The 22180-nt window shown below is 32.0% G+C and carries 16 protein-coding genes; 1 reads left to right on the plus strand and 15 read right to left on the minus strand.

Annotated features, from left to right (window positions below; genetic code table 11):
• Window positions 1–29 precede the first annotated feature (29 nt).
• From BVF91_RS09550 to BVF91_RS09620, 15 genes are all read right to left on the minus strand, one after another.
• The gene (locus BVF91_RS09550) at window positions 30–2348 is read right to left on the minus strand and encodes a beta-glucosidase (RefSeq protein WP_085113177.1); all 2319 of its coding nucleotides are present in this window, start codon (window positions 2346–2348) and stop codon (window positions 30–32) included.
• 121 nt (window positions 2349–2469) lie between these two features.
• A complete protein-coding gene (locus tag BVF91_RS09555; RefSeq protein ID WP_240495869.1) occupies window positions 2470–3939 on the minus strand; it encodes a DUF5605 domain-containing protein in 1470 nt (489 codons plus the stop codon).
• A gap of 52 nt (window positions 3940–3991) precedes the next feature.
• Window positions 3992–4846 (minus strand): carbohydrate ABC transporter permease, encoded by an 855-nt coding sequence (locus tag BVF91_RS09560; RefSeq protein ID WP_168170200.1) that lies wholly within the window; start codon window positions 4844–4846, stop codon window positions 3992–3994.
• Window positions 4847–4859: 13 nt separating this feature from the next.
• Window positions 4860–5732: a carbohydrate ABC transporter permease gene (locus BVF91_RS09565; protein ID WP_085113180.1), complete on the minus strand. Its 873-nt coding sequence runs from the start codon at window positions 5730–5732 to the stop codon at window positions 4860–4862.
• A 71-nt stretch (window positions 5733–5803) separates the two neighbouring features.
• Entirely contained in the window at window positions 5804–7144 is a 1341-nt protein-coding gene (locus BVF91_RS09570) for an ABC transporter substrate-binding protein (protein ID WP_085113181.1), read from the minus strand.
• A gap of 168 nt (window positions 7145–7312) precedes the next feature.
• Window positions 7313–8803 (minus strand): glycerol kinase GlpK, encoded by a 1491-nt coding sequence (gene glpK / locus BVF91_RS09575; protein WP_085113182.1) that lies wholly within the window; start codon window positions 8801–8803, stop codon window positions 7313–7315.
• A 12-nt stretch (window positions 8804–8815) separates the two neighbouring features.
• On the minus strand, window positions 8816–9748 hold the full coding sequence (locus BVF91_RS09580; RefSeq protein WP_085113183.1) for a transketolase family protein: 933 nt from the start codon (window positions 9746–9748) through the stop codon (window positions 8816–8818).
• Window positions 9729–10580 carry a transketolase gene (locus BVF91_RS09585; RefSeq protein WP_085113184.1) on the minus strand — a complete coding sequence of 284 codons (852 nt, stop codon included), beginning with the start codon at window positions 10578–10580 and terminating at the stop codon, window positions 9729–9731. The genes BVF91_RS09580 and BVF91_RS09585 overlap by 20 nt, the downstream gene beginning before the upstream one ends.
• 95 nt (window positions 10581–10675) lie before the next feature.
• Window positions 10676–12103 carry an L-fucose/L-arabinose isomerase family protein gene (locus tag BVF91_RS09590; protein ID WP_085113185.1) on the minus strand — a complete coding sequence of 476 codons (1428 nt, stop codon included), beginning with the start codon at window positions 12101–12103 and terminating at the stop codon, window positions 10676–10678.
• A 358-nt stretch (window positions 12104–12461) separates the two neighbouring features.
• Window positions 12462–13481 (minus strand): LacI family DNA-binding transcriptional regulator, encoded by a 1020-nt coding sequence (locus tag BVF91_RS09595; RefSeq protein WP_085113186.1) that lies wholly within the window; start codon window positions 13479–13481, stop codon window positions 12462–12464.
• Between the two features lie 258 nt (window positions 13482–13739).
• Window positions 13740–15149, minus strand: a complete 1410-nt coding sequence (locus BVF91_RS09600) for a glycoside hydrolase family 1 protein (protein WP_085113187.1) — start codon at window positions 15147–15149, stop codon at window positions 13740–13742.
• A gap of 41 nt (window positions 15150–15190) precedes the next feature.
• Window positions 15191–17080: an oxidoreductase gene (locus BVF91_RS09605; protein ID WP_085113188.1), complete on the minus strand. Its 1890-nt coding sequence runs from the start codon at window positions 17078–17080 to the stop codon at window positions 15191–15193.
• Window positions 17081–17368: 288 nt separating this feature from the next.
• Entirely contained in the window at window positions 17369–18631 is a 1263-nt protein-coding gene (locus BVF91_RS09610; RefSeq protein ID WP_085113189.1) for a PTS sugar transporter subunit IIC, read from the minus strand.
• 369 nt (window positions 18632–19000) lie between these two features.
• Window positions 19001–19309 carry a PTS sugar transporter subunit IIB gene (locus BVF91_RS09615; protein WP_085113190.1) on the minus strand — a complete coding sequence of 103 codons (309 nt, stop codon included), beginning with the start codon at window positions 19307–19309 and terminating at the stop codon, window positions 19001–19003.
• 33 nt (window positions 19310–19342) lie between these two features.
• Complete coding sequence (locus BVF91_RS09620) at window positions 19343–19645, minus strand: PTS sugar transporter subunit IIA (RefSeq protein WP_085113191.1); 303 nt, start codon at window positions 19643–19645, stop codon at window positions 19343–19345.
• Between the two features lie 199 nt (window positions 19646–19844).
• Here BVF91_RS09620 and BVF91_RS09625 point away from each other — a divergent pair, with 199 nt between their 5' ends.
• Complete coding sequence (locus BVF91_RS09625) at window positions 19845–21764, plus strand: BglG family transcription antiterminator (protein WP_085113192.1); 1920 nt, start codon at window positions 19845–19847, stop codon at window positions 21762–21764.
• Window positions 21765–22180: the final 416 nt, after the last annotated feature.

Below are 22180 nucleotides of genomic sequence, written 5' to 3' on the forward strand. Positions count from 1 at the left end.
TTGTTTTTTATATGCATACTTTTCTAGTATCATTGTTTATTCAACCCATCAACAACTTCATTAACCATTTTTTCAGTAAAAATTCCATTGCTTAAGATAGTCAAGGCTCTCAATGGCATATTTTTTAAAAACGCATTCATCATGTCTTTTTGAGATAAACTACTTATTTCTTGATTGTTTGTCTCTAACTGTTTTTTTAATATATTTAACATATCCTGTGTGTCGTTTGTGTCAGACTTTATTCTCTCTATTATGTTATAAATAATTTGTCTACCGTATTGATTTGTAATTACATCGTTTATTGTTGAATTCCTTGTATATTCTTTTTTTACTGATGTAGTTGATGTTATATGAATGACTGTTTTTAATAAAATATTTTTTGATGAGCTTCCTACTAAAATTTCAAAGTCTCCTGTTTCGACGTACCAGTCCTTTGAATCAACATCATAATATGCAAATGATCTTTTATCTAAATTGAAGACAACTGTTTTTTCTTCTCCTGATTCAAGATATACTTTTTGGAACCCTTTTAGTTCTTTGTATGGGCGAGTAACACTGCTTTGTATGTCTCGAACATATAATTGAATAATTTCTTTTCCAGCACGTTTTCCAGTATTTTTTACTTTTACTCTTACTTCTATTGTATCTTCATCTGTTATGTTATTTTTATCTGCAAAAATGTCTGTGTATTCAAATGTTGTATAGCTTAAACCGTGTCCAAATGGAAATATTGGTTCTACATCTTTTGTGTCATAATACCTGTATCCTACAAATATTCCTTCGCCATAGTTTACTACGTTTTTTTCTCCTGGAAAGTTTAGATATGATGGATTGTCTTTAAGATCTCTTGGAAATGTTTCTGCGAGTTTTCCGCATGGATTTTTTTCACCAAATAGTATTTCTGCAATTGCTCCTCCTGATGCTTGACCTCCTAAATATGATTCTAATATGCCTTTTACTTTATGAACCCATGGCATTTCTATTGGTGATCCATTGCAAAGCACGACAACAACATTTGGCTGAACCTCTGTAATAGCTTGTATTAATTTATTGTGGCTTTCTGGGATTCTCATGTGTTCTCTGTCATATCCTTCTGATTCATAGCTATCTGGCAATCCTGCAAATATTACGGCAACATCAGATTTTTTTGCTATATACGCTGCTTCTTCGATTAATTTATTGTTTGTTTCGTCTTTTTCTAATTCATAACCTGGCGTATATTTTATTTCTACTGCATTTCCTGCAATTTTTGTTATTTCGTCGTATGGAATTTCTAATTTCGTTGGTACTATATGTGAACTTCCTCCACCTTGATATCTTGGTTTTACGGCAAGTTCTCCTATTATTGCAATTTTGCCTTGTTTTTTAAGTGGAAGTATTTCATCTTCGTTTTTTAATAGCACCATACATTCTGATGCGACTTGACGAGCTAATTGATGATGTTTTTCTGCATCATAGTTTTGGTTTTTCTTTTTGTTTTCGTATGCTTTGAATACTATATTTAAAATCCGTTCAACTGCTGTGTTTAAATACTCTTCTGATATTTGACCTTTTTTTACGGCTTCAACTATTTTTTTGTCTTCTTCACCTCCACTTCCTGGCATCTCTATATCTAATCCCGCTTTTAATGCTGCGACTCTATCGTTGACTGCTCCCCAATCTGATATGACTATTCCGTCAAACTTCCACTCGTTTCTAAGTATCTCATTTATCAGGTGCTCATTTTCTGTTGCGTATACTCCATTTACTTTGTTGTACGATGCCATAACTGTCCATGGTTGTGACTGCTTTATAGCTCCTTCAAATCCTGTTAAGTAAATTTCACGTAGTGCTCTTTCATTTACTTTTACATCTACAGTCATTCTATAGTCTTCTTGATTGTTGGCTGCGTAATGTTTTATAGATGTTCCAACGCCTTTTGATTGAACGCCTTTTATATAGTTTGCAGCTAATTCAGATATTAAATATGGATCTTCTGACAGATATTCAAAGTTACGTCCACAGAGTGGAGATCGTTTTATATTGATTGCTGGTCCAAGCAATATTTGTACATCTTCTGCTATGCACTCTTCTCCAATGGCCTCACCAACTTTTTTGATTAAATCTCTATCCCAAGATGCTGCAAGAGCACTGCCAGACGGGAAACATGTTGCAGGCACACTATTATTGAGTCCAAGTTCATCTGATTTGCTTGCTTTTCTCAAACCGTGTGGTCCATCAGTCATCGTTATTGATGGAATCCCTAATCTTTCTATTGGCTTAGTTTGCCAAAGATTTAATCCTGAGCATAAGCTTGCTTTTTCTTCTAATGTCATCTCTGAAATGAGCTTTTTGATATTATGCTCCATATTATCACATCTTCCTTCCAAAAATCTAATTTAAATTGTAATATTAAAATGATGGTTTTTAATTATAATGAATCTCATTAATTTAATATTTAGAGAAAGCACATATACATATTTTTAAGTATCAACCTGCTTTTATCATTCTAACTGCAATATACTGTTTTCCCGGAAGATCTATGCGAAAATCTCCACTATATAATCCTGGCAATCTTTTTATTGTCATATTCCAAGTATCTATAATATCAACGTAATATTCTTTATCTTTTGGCATATTAAATGTTCTGAATGAAGGTTGATTAAAACCAAAATAAAATATGTAGTAATCTTCTCCAACTGATCCTACAGCGACATCCCAATAAGGATTAATTTCAGTTGTATTTTCTATAGGTTGAATATTTCCTGGAACTTCTTCAATTATTCTTTTTAAAAATCCAATCCTATGATAGCTTGTTCCATGAAGTTCACCACCATGTGCCCACCATAATATATCTTTCGGATGCATATATGTTTCACCATGTCCAACATAACCTCCTCTCACAACTCCTTCCCATACTCTTCTTGTCATTTCTTCGCCAGTTATATTTCCCCACCCATGTTCTATATTACCTTCATATGCACACTCATCTATAACTATTGGTTTATTAAAATGTCTTCTCCACTCATCAGTGTTCTCTGATGTTTTGTATACATCTATACGTTGAATACTACAATGAGTAACCCATTGTTTATTAAAATCATAAATTTTTTTCCAATTGTGGATCGACATTAAATGTCCATACAGATCATTTTCTTGTACTATTTTTGCTAATCTATCCCAATCTTCATGATTTTTCATCTTAAGAAATTCCATCAAATCATATTCATTAGCCATTGACCACCAAATATTTCTAAAGGATGATAGCCTAGAAACAATATATTTGACATATCTATCATCATTTTCAACACCCATCTTACTAAAACCCCATCTATCATAAGGATGAAAAAGAATTAGATCGCATTCTATGCCAATCTCCTGCAAATCAAGTATTCTCTTTTCCAAATGTCTGAAAAATTCCGGATTGTATTTAGAAAAATCAAAACCTTTGTCTAAAGAACCTTCAAACGGATATAATATGGGCTCATTGTGATTATAATCATAATGTTTAGGAAAGACGCACATACGCAATTTATTAAATGGCGATCTTTTTAAGGTTTCCAATGTCTTCTCTTGAAGTTCTAATTGTTGGTGTATCCATGCATAGCAGGTTGTCCCAAATGGATAGTATGGCGTACCATCTGAATATTCGAAATAAAACTTATCTTTTACTCTTACATGTCCATGATTTTTCTTTGAAGGTTCAACACATACAAAGCTGCCACTAAGCCCCCTTAAAGATGATACATTACTTTCAGTAATAAATGTCCACTCTCCTAAAATATTCGGCATAAATCTTACTTTATATATTCCATCTCCATCATAAAAACCATTAACCTTTATCAAAATTTCTTCATGTTTAAAAATTGCCTCAAAATTTACATCAATATATGGGTTTCCATTTCTTGGTCCTTCAAAACTTGCCTCAAATAAACCCCATTTTTCTACAAAATTGTTCACCAGTAAAAACCACCTTTCTTTAGCAAAGTGTATTTATAAATTTAAGTAATAATTATCCTTTTACAGCTCCTGCTGTCATTCCTTTTACCACTTGTTCCTGGAATAAAACATAAATAATTGTCACCGGAATAACCGCTAAAACTAAACCTGCACTCATTAATCCATAATCAGTAGAATACTGACCTTGTAAAAAATATATACCTTGTGTTAATGTCATTAAAGTTTGATTTGAAATGAGCACCTGAGCATATAAAAAATCATTCCAAGTATTGATAAATGCTAATGTCCCAATTGTAGCTATACCTGTCTTTGACATCGGCAATATAATGCTAAAAAATCTTCTAAATATACCCGCACCATCAATTGTCGCTGCTTCTTCTATTTCTTTGGGAATACCTTTCATAAAACCTACTAATATAAAAATGCTTAGTGAAAGACCTGCAGCAGAATATACAATGGCAAGGCCTGTTCTAGTATTTAACAAACCAAATTTTCTTAGTATAATAAATGTAGGTATAAGCATTGCATGTATTGGAACCATTATCCCAAGTGTAAAATAAGTATAAAGAAATTTATTCGGTCTTACCATTGCCAATATATATGAAGACATAGAGGCAAGTACAATTATTACTGCAACTGATGAAAAAGCTATAATAATACTGTTAAAATAATAAGTACCTATATTTGCAGTATACCATGCTTGTATAAAGTTAGTAAAATTAAATGTCTTAGGCAGAGAAAATGGCGAAGAATAAATTTGAGTATTATCTTTAAAAGCATTTATAACCATCCAAACAAAAGGAAATAATGACATCATGGCAAATGATATAACAACAAAATATTTTACGATGTTAAAAATTATATTTTTTGTATTCGTTTCTATATTGTTTAAAACAGAATTTTTCATGCTTTCACCTCTTTTATTCATATATATCTCTTGAAGCTATTTTCTGAAATATTACTGTAAAAATCAGCGATGTAGCTAAAATAACAATTGCAGTTGCACTGCCTATACCAAATTTAGTGTTTATGAATGCAGATTTGAACATGTATACTCCTAAATATGACGAACTTACTCCTGGCCCACCCTGAGTCATTATCCATGAATAATCAAAAGATTTTAAAGAACCTGTAAAGCATAAGATAATAGATATTTTTATTACATCCCATAACATAGGAATTACTATCCTAAAGAAAATTGTTATCGATGACGCCCCATCTATTTCAGCACTTTCAAAAATTTCTTCAGGAATATTTTGAATGGCTGCTATAAATATAATTATATACAAGCCAATAAATTGCCATACTTGTGGTGTCATTACAGCATATAACACAACTTTTGGGTCAGATAGCCATGCTTTTTGAAAACTTTGCAATCCAATGTCTTTGAGTAGACTATTTAAAGCGCCAATTTGACCATTAAATATCAAACTAAACATTAATCCTATTGCAATAGGTGCAATTACAACTGGAAGAAAATATATAGCCCTGAAAGTTTTATAAAATTTAATTCCCCTACTTAGCAAAAATGATATGACTAATCCTATAGGTATTTGTAACAAAATTGATATAAGTGTGACTATTATTGTATTTTTAAAAGAAATCAAAAAATCAGTATCTTTGAAAATATTTAAAAAATTGCTGATCCCAATAAATGTTTGTTTTCCAATGCCATCCCAGTCAGTCATACCATAATATATAGAAAATACTATTGGAACAATAATAAGTAATGTATAAATTGCTAAAGTTGGCAAAATAAATACTGAAATATTTGCATTAGATTCTTTTTTCATGTTATGATTTCACTTCCTTTAAAAATAATTTTTATCAGCAGGAGAAATTCATTTTCTCCTGCTGATTTAAGTTACTTGCTAGCTTTAGCACTGTCTAAAGCTTTTTGAACCTTATCAACAAAACCTTGTGGCGAAATCGCACCTGCCCATAAACTATCCAACGTATTTTGGAAAACTGTAAATGAATTATCATCTGGGAATGTATTAAAATGAGAAGGCACTTTTTCCAATTTATCAGCACGGTCAAGAGCATCTTTTAACAGCGTAGGATATACACTTCTATCCATATTAGGAATATTCTTTGCCGGAACCATTCCTCCTTTAGCTAATTCTTTGAACATTTCATCAGACGTCAAAAAGTCGACTAATTCTACAATTGCCTTTTGCTTTTTTGGATCATGAAATGAATCGTTGTTAATAACAAGGCCAAATACTGCACTTGAACTAACAAAAGTAGATGGATCCTTTGTAGCGCCATCTATTTTTGGCATGTCTATTATTACAGAATTAGCTGCAATTTCTGGTTTTATAAGACCCATCGTCCATGGATATAGATAGGTCATAGCAGCTTTTTCACTGTTGTATAACTCTGCCGACGGAGTCCAATCACCATTTGCTACAGTATCTTTCGGAAAAACACCTGCTTTACGTTGCTCATCTATAATTTGAGCTACTTTCAAAGCATTAGCTGTATTAAATTTATAGCTTGAAGTCAAATCCTCGATTTCTTGTGTTCCATTTGGAAGTTGATTATATAGCTCACTAAAATAGAAATGTGAAGGGTTTCCTCCCTTGCTACCAACTGCTAACGGCACAATTCCATGCTGATTAAAAACTTTTGCTACATTAAGAAGATCTTGTTCAGTTTTAGGATATTGCAAATTATATTCTGCGAACAATTTTTTGTTTGCAACTAATGCAGAAACATACCCCTCAGTCGGAATACCATACGGAACACCGTTATAAGTATAAAAAGCCCAAGCTCCATCGCTAAAGTCTGATTTTTTTAATGATTTGCTTACTTTTAAATATTCATCAATATTTAAAACTTTTTTATCAACAACTAATGGTTTTAAAATTGAACCACCCCAATAAGTAAAAACATCAGGCAAATTATTAGCAGCCAACTCAACTTTTATTTTATTCCTTAGCTCATCACCCGCCGCAGTTTCTTGAACAAGATTTATTTCTGGATGTTCAGCCATAAATTTTTTTAATTCCGCTTGAAAATAAGCTGCTTTTGAATCTGAACCTGTATAAGTATCAGCTAATTTAATCGTAATTTTTTCACTGCTACTGCTACTTTTTGAATTATTATTTGTTGATGTCTTATTACCGCATGCTGAAAAAGAAAATACAATTGTCATTATTAATGCTAATGTCAAAAACTTAATACCAACTGCCTTTCTCACACAAATCTCCTCCTTAAATTATTTTAAATTATTTGCGAAACATCGTAAACTATTTTGTTTCGCATATATTTCTAAGGTACACCCACATTTAATCGAATTATATAAGGTTTAATCGTGGGTTTCCCTTATGAAAACAAATTTTAGACAGTGAAGTTGACTTACAAAATCTCATGTCAATATCATTTTTACGGCGTTTTTCCAACCGCTATAAAGCCTATCCATTTCTTCTTTTACATTTAAATTGGGTGAATAAACATATTCATTTCCTCTTAGCTTTATAATTTCATCCTTACTATCCCATAACTTAATGCCAAGTCCAGCCATATATGCAGAACCTAATGCTGATAAATCTTCATTTTCTGTTTTAATAACTTTTATACCCAGCAAATCCGCTTGAAATTGCATTAAAAATTTATTATTGGTTGCCCCTCCATCAACTCTTAATTCTTTTGGAGCTATTCCAGATTCTTCTTTCATTACATCAATAGCATCTTTAATTTGATATGCTATCGATTCTAATGCAACTCTAATTATATGTTCTTTTTTTACACCTCTGGTCATGCCAACTATGGCTGCTTTTGCATCCATATTCCAATATGGAATACCAAGTCCTGAAAATGCAGGAATTAAGTAAACGCCTTCATTACTTTTTAAATTAGAAATTAATTCTTCTAGTTCATCATAGTCTTTAAAAATCTCCAAATTATCTTTTAGCCATTTAAGAGTATCTCCTGTACTATTGACAATACCTTCAAGCACGTATTCTACACTCTTGTCTATTCCCCAAGCAATAGATGTTACCAACCCCCTTTCCGCATCTATGAAATTTTGACCTACATTCATCATGATTGAAGATCCAGTGCCGTATGTAGCTTTTATCATACCTGCTTCAAAACAATTTTGTCCAAAAAGGGCTCCTTGAGAGTCACCAATTATTCCTGTTATTGGCACTTCCCCATTGAGTATTCCATCACAATTTGTATAACCAAATACATCATTCGATGATATTACTTTAGGTAACATATTTAAAGGTATATCAAAAATTTTTAATAGTTCTTCATCCCATTTAAGAGTTCTTATATTAAAAAGTAGCGTCCTGCTAGCATTTGTATAATCAGTTGCGTGTACTTTTCCATTTGTAAAATTCCACAAAAGCCAGGAATCTATTGTACCAAGCAACAATTTACCTTTGTTTGCCTTTTCCCTAGCTCCTTCAACATTATCCAATATCCACTTCACTTTTGTAGCTGAAAAATAGGGGTTTAAAAGCAATCCCGTTTTATTTTTTATTGATTTTTCAACACCTTGTTCTTTGAGTCGCATACACACATCAGAAGTTCTTCTACACTGCCATACTATAGCATTATAAATAGGTTTTCCCGTTTCTTTGTCCCATACAACAACTGTTTCTCTTTGATTTGTAATAGATATCGCTTTTATATAAGACGTTGGAAAGTTTAATTTATTTATTACATCTTTTATTACTGCCTTTACATTGTTATATATTTCTAACGGATCTTGTTCTACCCACCCTGGATTAGGATAATACTGCTTATGTTCTTTATTGCTTTTTGCAATTACTTTGCCATATTTATCAACAACCATGGCTTTTGTCCCCGATGTGCTTTGATCTATAGCAATAATACAACTATCAGTCATACGTATCACTTCCTATTTAAGTAATGACATTGAAACATCGTATAAATTTGATACTGATAAACCATAATAGTCAAAAATTTGTTTGCTATTCCCTGCTATGGCTGGTTCATCTGGTATGCCTAATATCTTCATTGGCACTGGTTTATTTTGTACCACTACTTCAGCTACAGCAGCACCTAAACCACCAAATATGCTATGTTCCTCTATTGTGATAATGCGACCAGTTTCATGTGCTGCTTTTACAATAGCTTCTTCATCAAGTGGTTTAATAGTATGCATGTTTAAAACCCGACAACCTATACCTTCTTCTCTTAATTTGTCAGATGCATCAACTGCTATTTTTACTGTTTCTCCTGTTGCAATTATCGTTATGTCATTCCCCTGTCTCATAACAACTGCTTTCCCGATTTCATAATCATAATCTAAATCACTGTAAACATCTTCTACTGGGTTTCTGCCTACCCTTACATAAACAGGTCCTTCATAATCTAATAAGCTTGACATCATTTTCTCAGTTTCATACCTATCAGCAGGTATAATGATATTAATATCTGGTATAGCTCTCATCACAGCTATATCCTGTAAAGAATGATGTGACATACCCAATGCTCCATAACTAACTCCACCACTTACACCTATAATCTTTACATTCATTCGTGAATAAGCCACATCAAGTTTTACCTGCTCTATACTTCTCATTGTCAAAAAACATGCAGGCGAAGTTATAAATGGTTTCTTACCTACTGATGCTAATCCTGCAGCTATACCTACCAAATTCTGCTCCGCAATTCCTACTTCTACAAACTGTCTTGGATATTTTTCAGCAAAGCTCGATGTAGATGAAGACCCTCTCGAATCACTTGATAATACAACAATATCCTTATCTACTTCAGCTTCTTTTAATAATACATTGCTAATAACTTCTTTATTTGATATTTTGTTCATTCAAATAAACCTCCATTTGCTCTCTCAACTCAGAAACTGCAGCTTTATATTCCTCCTCAGTAGGAACTCGGTGGTGCCAATTTGCTTTATTTTCTATGAAGCTAATTCCTTTGCCTTTTGTTGTGTATGCTAATATAAGTTTGGGCTTATCATTAGTAGATGCTATAGCCACATTAAAAATATCTAAAAGTCTTTCAATATCATTGCCATCAGTAGTTAACACATCCCAGCCAAAGCTTTTCCATTTATCTTCCAGCGGCTCAAGAGACATTACTTCTTCTGTACTTCCACTAATTTGAAGTCTATTTCTATCAACAATTCCTATAAGATTATTTAATTTATAGTGAGATGCAGCCATAGCAGCCTCCCAATTAGAACCTTCAGCAAGTTCTCCATCTCCCATAAGAGTAAACACGCGGAAAGATTTATTATCCATTTTTGCACCTAATGCCATACCAACTGCAATGGACAATCCATGTCCAAGCGCTCCTGTATTCATTTCTACACCAGGTATTTTATTGTTTGGATGCCCAATAAGCCTTGTGCCAAATTTACAATACGTTTTTAACTCTTCTTTTGGAAAATAACCTTTATCGGCAAGAACACTATAATATGCCTCTACTGAATGTCCCTTACTTAAAATAAATCTATCTCTTTCTTCCCACTTAGGATTGTTTGGATCTATATTCATTACATTATAGTACAATACAGTAAGTATATCTGCAGACGAAAGTGAACCACCAATATGTCCAGATTTAGATTCATAAATCATGTTAATTATATCAAGTCGAATTTGTGTAGCTTTTACCTTTAGATCTAAAACATCATTCAATTATATCACCTCAAAAGTAAAACAATATAAAATCTGAAATTTATCTCCATTGATGTATTCATTACATACACATAAAAATCAAACTTATCCTTGTATCATTTACCTCTTAAAAATTCTTTTATTTCCTGTTCTGTTGGATCAATAGGATCTGGTCTCAAACCAGGGATAAAATTGCATGCTTCATACAAAACTGGAATGACGTCGTGGTGTATTCCTACACAGTGGTGAACGTACGGACCTTTTACTAATTTTTCTTCCCACATTGGCCAATCATTTACCTCAACCCATAGGTATGTACCTCTTGTGTAAGGTCCTTTAATTCCTTTAGCTTTCCCTAAAAGCAAAGAATATTCTCCATGATCACCATCAAATCTTACTATAGAGATATCCCCACCTTTGATTTCGAATTCAGCCGTACCAGGTGCATGCGATTCAAATAAGAAGTGATGCTTAAATTTAGGTTTATTATCTATAGAACACAGAGATGGAGGAAAATTCCCACAGTGAAATAGCAACTCTCCATTTTCATTTTCTGGATGTCTTATTGTAAGGTCTGCAAAAAATGGAACTGCAGAATTCATTGATGCCGCCTGAGCTATTACTGCACTTATTGCTCCATGAACATCTGTTTCACATGTGACAGGAATACCTTCATCAGTTAATAATCCATTTACTAAACAAGGCATGATTCCTAAACTCACTTGTAATGCAGTCCAGCACTGTATAGCAACTGCAGAACAATCTTTTTCTTTTATTAATCTATTTAATGCAACTTTAAAGGCTGCTACTCTTTTAACATCTGATTCGCTTACTTCAGTACAATCAAATTTTGATTTTATAAATTCCATTGTCATTTTTAATTCGGTGCTATCTTCTCTCTCAACAAACAAAGTCTTTTGTTCAACATCTTTTAAAGTGACAGGAGTAATTTGAATGCCAAAACGTTCTAATAATTCGCCTTCATTGTAGATCATCGTCCAAAAACCTTCTGGTCTCGTTGAAATTTGCAATATTTTAAGGTTATTAAATTTCTTTAAAACGTTCGCTACGGAAATAAAATTTTTAAATCCTCTTTCAAAAGATAAATCATCCAAATAACTATTTACTAAATAAGAAAATGGCACATTAAATCTCCGCAGTATCTTTCCAGTTGCGAATAAACCACACTGAGTATCTCTAAGGCGCATTCCATCATCAAGCGGTGCTTCATCTCTTGGTCCCCAAAGCAGCAATGGTTTATTTATTTCTTTCGTGACTTTAGCAACAGCGTCTTCTGTACCAAAATTGCAATGCGGTACAAAAACAGCATCAACGTTTTCATTTTTGAATTTATAAATTACTTTTTTTATGTCATCTGCATTATCTGCTAATAATCCTTCATCATTAATATCTTCAATATCAATAATGTCAATATTATAATTCTCTATTTTATTTCTTGTTAAATTTTTATATTTAAGAGCGTCTTCTTTACTAAAAACATTTCGTCGTGTAGGTAAAAAACCTATTTTTACTCGATCCTCCATTAAATATTCTCCTCCTTAATAATTTCAGATTATTAAATTTGAATCCACATTTAACTTAAGTTTTTAATTAAATTAGATTAATTTTTTCACTATTATTATATAATATATTAATATAAATTTCAACCACTTTATATAAATTTTTTTATCATATTGTAAGGATTTTTTATATAGAAATTATGATTACTTATTACAGGTAAATAAAATTTTATATAAAAAAATAAGGCTCTACTTAATTTTTATATTACTAATAGAGCCATTACATATAAATAAAACTCATTTTCCCTATTCAATAATAAAAATTTTATTTCATGAAATATTTGAAAGAACTATTAAATAATTGCTTAATATTTTAATAGATTTAATTAATTTTTAATACACTTTCTCTTACTACTAACTGTGTATTAATTTCAATTTTTTGTACACTGTCATCATTTCCTTTTATTTTATCAATTAACCTCTTAACAGCAGCTTTACCCATTTCTTGTTTAAATACTTTTAGTGTAGTCAACTTGGGAGTAGAAATTTCACAAAAGGGCATATCATCAAAACCTATAATCGAAACATCTTCTGGTATTTTTACGCCGCTTTCTTTCAATGCTCTCATTGCCCCAAAAGCAATAATATCATTATCAGCAAAAAACGCTGTTGGCAATGTTATATTCTTTTGCTTTAGATATAAAGACATATCGCGATATGAACCTTCTGCCGTTGGCTCCAAAGCAAACTCAAACTTTTTATCAGCCTTTAATGCATAATCTGATAAAGCTTCTAAATAACCTCTTCGCCTATAATAAAAATTGTTGATATAAACCGAACTATGAAGATATCCTACATTAGTATGTCCATTCATAATAAGATATTCTGTAGCTTTATAAGCTGCCTCTGAATTGTTTATTAAAACAGAATCAAAATCGCTATTTTTAAAATAACTATCAAGCATAACAACTGGAACATTAACATTTTTTATCATCATTAAATCATCGTTTGTCATTTCTGTAGCCAAAATCAATATACCTTCAGAATAATCCTTTTCAATGATTTCTATCAATTCTTTGTTATCTTTCTCATTGTAATTTACATGCGATATTAATAATTCGTATCCTTGTGCTTTAGATTCCTTAGTTATACCTTCTATAAGAGAAGTAAAAAATGGCGTATCACAAACGACAAAACCATGCTTTTTGTACATTATAAATCTTATAGTTTTTTGTAAAGTATTAAAAATATTATCTTTAAAATAACCATACTCTTTAGCAATTTTTATTATTTTCTGCCTTGTTTCTTCACTTACGCCACTTTTACCATTAAGTGCATTTGAAACTGTTGCAGGAGATACTCCAACTATTGATGCAATATCTGAGATATTAATTCTAACCACCTCGACATATCTACATTAATTTATATTATTTAAAGTTCATTATAATTTTAATATAATCTACTAAATATATCAAGTAAATTACGTAAAATTTTTATATAAATTTTTTGTATAATTTTTTAGAATAATATCAACTTTAGTTTATATTTTTACTATTATTTCCGCATTACTAAAATGATAAAAGATGTTAGTGTGTAAGTAAACTTCAGCACCAACATCTTTTATATCGAAATATCATTTATTTTCTTTAATAAAATTGATTTATATTTTCTCTCCATTTGATTCTATAACATCCTTATACCAATAAAAGCTCTTCTTCCTTATCCTTCTTAAGTCCTTTAAATCAAATTCGTCTCTATTGACATAGATAAAACCATAACGCTTGCTTATACCTTGATGCGTACTGACAAGATCAATTGCTGACCAAGGGCAATATCCTATTAAGTTTACACCATCGGTTATCGCCAGCTTAGCTTGTTCTATATGTTTGCGTAAAAAATCAATCCTGTAATCATCATTTACTACATCACCTTCCTCTAATTTGTCATAAGCACCTAATCCATTCTCTGTTACCAGCAGCGGAAGATTATATCTTTCATTTATTTCACGCAATGTACTGCGAAAACCTACTGGATCAATTTCCCAGCCGAATTGTGTTTTTTCTAAATAAGGATTAGAAACTCCTCTATAAACTCCTTCTTCTCCAATTGCAATCTGCTGATCTCCCGTGGAATTCTTATCAGATGAGTCATTCTTGCTTTCAGCTACAGTTGATGTTGAATAATAGTTAAATGCTATAAAGTCAGGCTTTCCATTTTTTAAGATTTCCATATCTCCTTCTTGAATGACAGGTGTATACCCTTTCTCCTCCATGTAACTCCATGCTATACTATTGTATCGCCCAAACACAGCCGCATCTAAGTACAGCCAGTTGCGAATTGATGAGAAGTTTGAAGCAGCAATTACATCTTCTGGTTTAGAGCTAGCCGGATAGATTGATATGATATTTGGTGCAGGACCAATTTTTGCATTTGGACACATTTCATGGCATAACTTCATCGCTTTTGCCTGGGCCAAAAGCATATGGTGGTTTTGCTGATACAATTCTTTTTGTGGATTTTCTATTTTAGAATCAACAGTTCCAAGAACTGCACCGTATAAAATCATCATATTTTGTTCATTAATTGTTAACCAGTATTTCACTCTGTCACCGAAATATTTAAACAATGTCTTAGCATAGTTTTCGTAAGCATCTATCGTTTCTCTATTTGACCAGCCACCCTTTTCTTGTAATGCATATGGAAGATCAAAATGGTACATTGTAACAATAGGTTCAATATTATGTGACAGCAATTCATTAATTAAATCGTTATAGAAGGCAATACCTTTTTCATTTATTTCCCCTGTGCCTTTCGGATAAATTCTTGTCCATGCAATAGAAAAGCGATAAGCTTTAAGACCCATTTCTGCAAATAAAGCTATATCTTCTTTGTATCGATGATAATGATCGCTGGCTACTTTAAAATCTGATGTTCCTTCAGGATGCTTTCCCATATCAATGACAGAAGGTCCTTTTCCGTCTTCATTCCATGCCCCTTCCACTTGATAAGCTGATGTGGATGCTCCCCATAAAAAGTCTTTTGGAAATGGTTTTATAAATTTGTGATACATTAATAAATCTTTCCCTCCTAGATCAATATTATAACGTAAACTTATAAATTGGAAGCAATTGTATACCCTTCCATTACAGCTTCCATTATTTTTCTTGGTTTGATACAATCTCCGATCATAAATGTTTCTGGTACAATCCCATAAAGACTTTCTGCTACCGATTTATTTGGTTTCAATCCGGTGGCAATTATAACAGTATCCGCCTTAATGAATTTTTCTTTTCCATCACTTGTTTTAACCACTACAACATCTTCTTTGATTTCCTGGCATGTAGTCTTCAACATTGTATTTAATGTGCTTGCCTGTTGCATTTTTTGGCGAAGTGCAATTTTATAAAGCATGTTTCCCTGCGCTGCTATTTCTCCTGCAAGCTCTATGATTGTAACATTTTTCTGCTGAAGTAATGAAAGCTCCAGTCCAATTTCTGCACCAATTGTGCCGCCACCAATAATTACAACATTCTGCCCAATCTTATCCATATGTTCAATGGCATCATAGAAACTGATCACATGTTGATTATCAATTCCTGGTATATGTGGTATAACAGGATTCGCTCCCACTGCTATTATAACTGCATCTGGCATAATTTTTTCTACAAGTTCCGGCGTAACTTCTGTATTTAGATGAACTTCAACTTTGGACTTTTTAAGCTGTACTTTAAGATAATCTAAAAATGCTTTAATATCACTCTTGTAATATTCCATTGCAACATAGTGAAGTTCGCCACCTAAGAAACTATTTTTTTCAAATAAAATTACTTTATGACCTCTTTTATCTGCTACCAATGCAGCTTGTAGTCCCGCTGGTCCAGCACCTATTACGACAATTCTTTTCTTTATATCAGCCTTTTCTAATTTCCGCGGTATCCATGATTCATTGGAGTATCTTGGATTCACAGAACATCCTACATTTCTGCGGTTTGTAGCTATATGATAACATTGTAAACATCTTATACACGGGACAATGTCCTCAGGTCTACCTTCTCTCGCTTTTTTAGGCCATTCAGGGTCTGCCACCAAAGCACGTCCAAGTGCAACCATGTCTGCAACTCCATCTGAAATCAACTGCTCAGCTTCGTCTGGATTCATAATGGCCCCAACGACTGCAACAGGAATATGAACATTTTCTTTTACGATTTTTGCATACTTTGCATTAGGCACATGTTCTGAAAAATTAGTAGTAACCATATGAACATTAGCCTCACGCTCCATGTCTAATCCACACGAAATCTGTACCATATCAATTAATGGTTCTGCCATCTTTATAAAAGCCAACACATCTTCAAATTCTATCCCACCGTCAATCCATTCTGTTGCTGAAATTCGCATATCAATAGGGAAATTTGTTCCTACCGCTTTTCTAACTCTTTCTAAAATCATTAGAGGAAATCTTGCTCTGTTCTCAAGGCTTCCACCATATTTATCTGTTCTTTTGTTAAAAAATGGTGAAAGGAATTGTGCTGGTAGCCAGCCATGGCCAAAATGCATAAAAATCATATCAAATCCTATATCTTTAGCGTCAAATGCAGTTTGTTCGTACCAGTGAAGTGTTTCCTCCATCATTTCTTCTGTCATTTCTTTTACTTCTACTCCATCATTTCTAATAAATCCGGAAGGTCCTTTGGCAAAATCTTTTACTCGAGCATATTGACCTGCATGTACAATTTCAATAGAAGCTTTTGCACCCGCCTGACGTGCAATCAAAATCCTTTGTCTTGTTTGTTCAACCTCATATTTTGAAAATGCATAAGGTTCATCTGCTGAAGCAAACGAAGACTTTCCAGGCTCTGCAATAACAGAACCAGCGATAACAATTGCCGGTCCACCTAAGGATTTGTCAAGAAATTTCTGTCCAATCGGTGTAGCCACAATTCGATTTCTTACCATCATATCATTGATCTTAATCGGTGAAAATAAGTTTGGATATTTCATAATATTCCTCCTAAATTTAAGTTTTGCATATAGACGATTAATTTTTATATCATCAATAAATATTTCATTAAAATTCTTTAATTTACCATTTCATATGTCATTTTCGTCTATATAGCCAAAATCTACAGTGGTTTTCTCTATTTTTCCCAGAATAATGTCAATACAGACTTTTAGCACATCCCATTAACTAGTCATAATTACTTATCAAAATGAAAGTTACCTAATATTTGAGTTATAATGATAAAAAGAAGAGATGGCTTTATCGCCCCCTCTTATAAACAATTTAATTTATTTTACTAATGTTTCTTCTGTTTCTTCCAACATAATTTGTCTATCTACCATCTTAAAAAACGGAATCCATATTAAAGTTGTTATAATAATCAATACTATTTGTAAAATTGCTGTCGGCACACCTTGTGCAAGAAAACCTGAAATAATCTGCGGCATAGTCCAGTTTACTATAACACCGGATAATCTCGGGGTAACACCAAGTGCTATTGAAAGATAACTAATTGTTGTACAAATAATCGGATTCAAAATATAAGGAATGAATAATAATGGATTTAATAAAATTGGTATACCAAATAACAATGGCTCGTTAATGCCAAAAATTGCAGGAATTATTGCCATTTTACCAAGTGTCTTTAATCTCTTACTCTTTGCGGTAAACGCCATTAAAAATGCAAGACCAAATGTACCTCCAATGCCTCCAGGTTGACATAATACAGAAAATGAATCAGTTATAATATGCGGTAAAGGTAATTCAGATGACAGTGCCTTTAAATTTTCAGCAGATGCAGCTAACGTCAACGGTGAAATGATGCTAAAAACCGCATTGCCATGAATACCAAAAAACATAAACAAAGTGCTTAGTATTTGGACAAGAAGATAAGCTGGATATGACAATCCAATTCCTTGTAATGGTACTTGAATTAGTGAGTAAATCATCTGATGAATGCTTCCAAAACTTGTCTTAGCTAATCCTGCTTCTATAAACGTTGCTAAAAGTGCAGAAAACAATGCGGGCACTAAACTTGCAAAAGATTCTTCTACTATAGGTGGAACACCTTCTGGCATACGCAAATAAATCTTTTTATCTTGAAGCAATTTTGTAAATCTTACAGTAAAAGCACTTATAAGCATCGCAGTAAATAAACCTGGATATCCTAACCATTGAGTAGGAATATCAGTGTATAGTTTATGTGGAGTAATTAACAAAAATGTCATAAAACTAATAATTGTTATGGAAAGGGGTTTCATTCCCAATTTTGTTGCATATTGATATGGTAATACAATAGCAACATACAAAGCAATAATGCTAAGTGTTAGAGATTGAATTGTCATAAATATAGTTGCTAACCCTGTATTTTTAACAAAACTTTGCCATGCTGGGATATTTAAAAATGCTCCTAAGCAAGCAAATGAACCAAGTAAAATAATTGGCAATAAAATTTGAAATGTAGCACCTAATGCACTTAAAAATTTAATGTCGCTTATTTTCTTTGCTATAGGCATTAGCCTTTTTTGCAATGCGTCTATAAATCTATCCATCTTTTTTCCCCCTAAAATATATTTTTTATCTTCTAGTCTCCAACATCATCGTCATGATTTATGTGTACAGTTAAACTAATATTAGCAGCTATACATAGTATAGATGTAAACAAAGCTGAAACTATAATTAATATGATTTGACCTTCTGTCATTAAGCAGTTATAATATACAAAGATAGAATTGTATATGGATGGAGATTTCCATTTTAAAGATGTTTAGGAATGACAATAGACTAAAACTATACATCATCATACTTTTATTTTCATATAGTCAATACTAAAATCGTAAGCAATCATATATTTAAAAATTTTTTCATGAAATCAGTCATAAAATTTCAACAAATCTTATAAGTATAAGTACTGCAAAAAATCATTTTTTAATAATTGCAATAGCATCATCTAAAATTTTTTCGCCATTCATCATTCCAAAATCCATCGGTTTTATAACATCAATTTTATCCGCATACTTTGAAAATGTTTTTGCAATAACGTCCTTTTTGTATGCGATCTGTGGACCTAAAAGTATAGCATCTACCTCTTCAATAAAATTTTCTAATTGTGTATATGGATAAGCTTGAATTTCTGCCTCTATCCCGCGTTTTTTTGCAGCTTCTCTCATTTTTTTGACTACCATACCAGTACTTGCACCGTTTTCACACACCAAAGCAATTTTATACATATCACACCACCCAATATAACATAGATTTCTTAACTATCGTGTCTTATACAAATAGATAATCTCTTCTGCCAATTCCTTTATAATACCTGCTGCAGTCAAATGATCTGCTGCATGTACCAACAACATATTAATTTTTAAATCCTGATGTTCAGCATCATAGAACAGCAATTCGCTGTGGGCCTGATGTGCCTTTATAATCGCCTCATCTGCATGTTTTAAGTCTGCCTCAGCTTCTTCATATTTGCCAGCACGAGCTTGCTTGATTGCTTTCATTGCCAAACTTTTACCTTCACCACTGTTTGCAATGATTTCCATACTTTTTGCTATTGCATCCATAAACATCTCTCCTTCCATCCATCTGCATTTGTTCTTATCTCTCGTCGCTGTGATTTTATTATACTAGCTGGACAATCAAATTTCTATTCTTGATTTTGCACTTTTACAGTGCAATTGATAATATAAATTTTTGAAAATTGCTATGTTATAATATAAAAAAGTAATAATTACATTATTATGTAAGAGGTGAGACTCTCCTATGCAAGAAAAAGAACTTAAAATATTGAACTATTTAAAAGATCAGACAAGCTACGTTACAGCTTTAAACATAGCAGAAAATTTAGGATTTTCAATTCGCAGTGTTAAGACTTATATATCTAATATCAATACAAATTATCCCAATTTAATCCTTTCATCCAGAAAAGGCTACTTTATACAAGATAAAGAACGTCTGGCTAATATATTGAATAATTTTACAAATAACGATATACCCCAGTCTTCAAAAAACAGACAAGCATATATACTTAAACTTCTCTTGCTTCAGCAACAAACAAAAAACCTTGATGAATTAGCAGACGAGCTGTGTATCTCCCCTGTGACTTTGATGAATGAGATATCAAAAATCAAGGCAGAATTAAAAAATTTTGATCTGGTATTCAAAACAAAAAATAATTGTGTCTATATTGAGGGACTGGAAAAAAATAAAAAAAAGATGATATCACATCTTATCTATAACGAGATAAAAGAAAACTTTATTAGTTTAGATCTCCTTCAAACATATTTCCAAAACTTAGATTTAAAGGTAATAAAGGAAGTAGTGACTGAGAAGCTTTTGGCAAATCACTATTTTATCAATGACTTTTCATTGATAAACTTTATTTTACACTTAGCAATTACAATGCAACGTTCCATGGAAAATCTTACTACACCGGAAGTTTTGGATTCCTTAAATAATGTTCATATTACCGAACCTGTTTCTAAGTTATTAATGGAGATCTGTGATGATTTAAAAAAGTATTTCCCTATTCATTTTACGGACAATGAATTTTATAATCTAGCATTAATCTTAACAACCAGTATTGTCAATGAAAATATCACCAAATTGGAATATTCTCAGCTAAACGAAATTATTGGATCTAAAATATGTAATCTAATGGAACTAATTCAAAATAAAGTGAAAAACGCTTTATATATCAACTTAGACAATCCAGATTTCGTGATGCGTTTTTCTTTACATCTATGCAACATGCTTATTCGTTTAGAAAACAATATTAACTTAAGAAATCCTCAACTTCTGTCAATTAAAAACACTTACCCATATATTTACGATGTATCAGTTTTTATCGCTAATATCATCACAGAAGAAACAGGTTACGCAATATCTGAAGATGAAATTGCCTATATATCATTGCATATAGGTGTCTTAATAGAAGAACAAAAAGCATTAAGAAACAAAGTAAAAGTAATCATACTCTGCCCTCGTTATTACTCTACTCATCTCAAGTTAGTAAAAAAAATTCATGCAATCTTTGAGAACGACATAATACTGTCCGGAGTCATTACCACTCCAGATGAGTTAAAGAATTTTTCAGATTATGACCTTGTAATATCCACAGTACATGTTAACATCTGCCTTACTGTCCCAATGATCATCATATCAAATTACTTTGATAATAAAGATATGAGTATTATTGCCAATGAAATTGAAAAAATCAAAAAAGCAAGATTAAGAACTATTTTAGAAAAAAAGCTTAAATTTATATTTAAAAGGGAATTGTTTTTCTATAATCCTGGCTTTTCGAATAAAGAAGATGCAATAAATTATTTGTCTAATGCCTTATATAAATTCGGTTATGTAGACTCATCTTTCCAAGAAAGGATTAACGAAAGAGAAAAGATTAGTCCTAGCGCATACTTAAATATCGCAATACCTCACCCCTTAGAAATGAGTGCTTTTTCAACTGCCATAGCAATATCGATACATCCAACACCAATCAATTGGAATCAAAATAAGGTAAATGTTGTTTTTATGCTTGCAATCAATGAGGAAGATCGAATACTTTTTCGCGATATATTTGATTTTGTGACAGAAATAATTTTAAACAAAAAATATTTTGAAGAACTCTTAAAAACTAAAACATACGAAGATTTTATCCATCTTTTAGTAGCATCGGTATAGTATAAATAATTTTCAAGTTGCAAAAATTTCATATCTATTAAAGTTTGTTACATTACTATTAATTGACATATTACATATATACATGTTATTGTTGTGAATCCATACATGTTAAAAATTAAGGTATATTAATTTTAATTCTACAAATAAACTTAAGAAATCACAAATAAGATATGTAACTGTGTGAATGTCAATAGAAATTTGAGCCACATGCTAATGAATTTTTGAACCACTTCTGCTATTGAAAAAGTGATCCATGTGCTAATGAATTTCTGAGCCATTACTAATGGACTTTTCCTATGGTTGATAGTGGGTTTTTAAAAATGATATTTACTTTTATTTACATATAGCTAATAAAATCAGCATTTGCACAGTTACCGTCTATGCAGATAATAATTTATTTAATTTGCGAATTATCA

It is taken from the genome of Thermoanaerobacterium sp. PSU-2 (assembly GCF_002102475.1).
Classification (GTDB): domain Bacteria; phylum Bacillota; class Thermoanaerobacteria; order Thermoanaerobacterales; family Thermoanaerobacteraceae; genus Thermoanaerobacterium.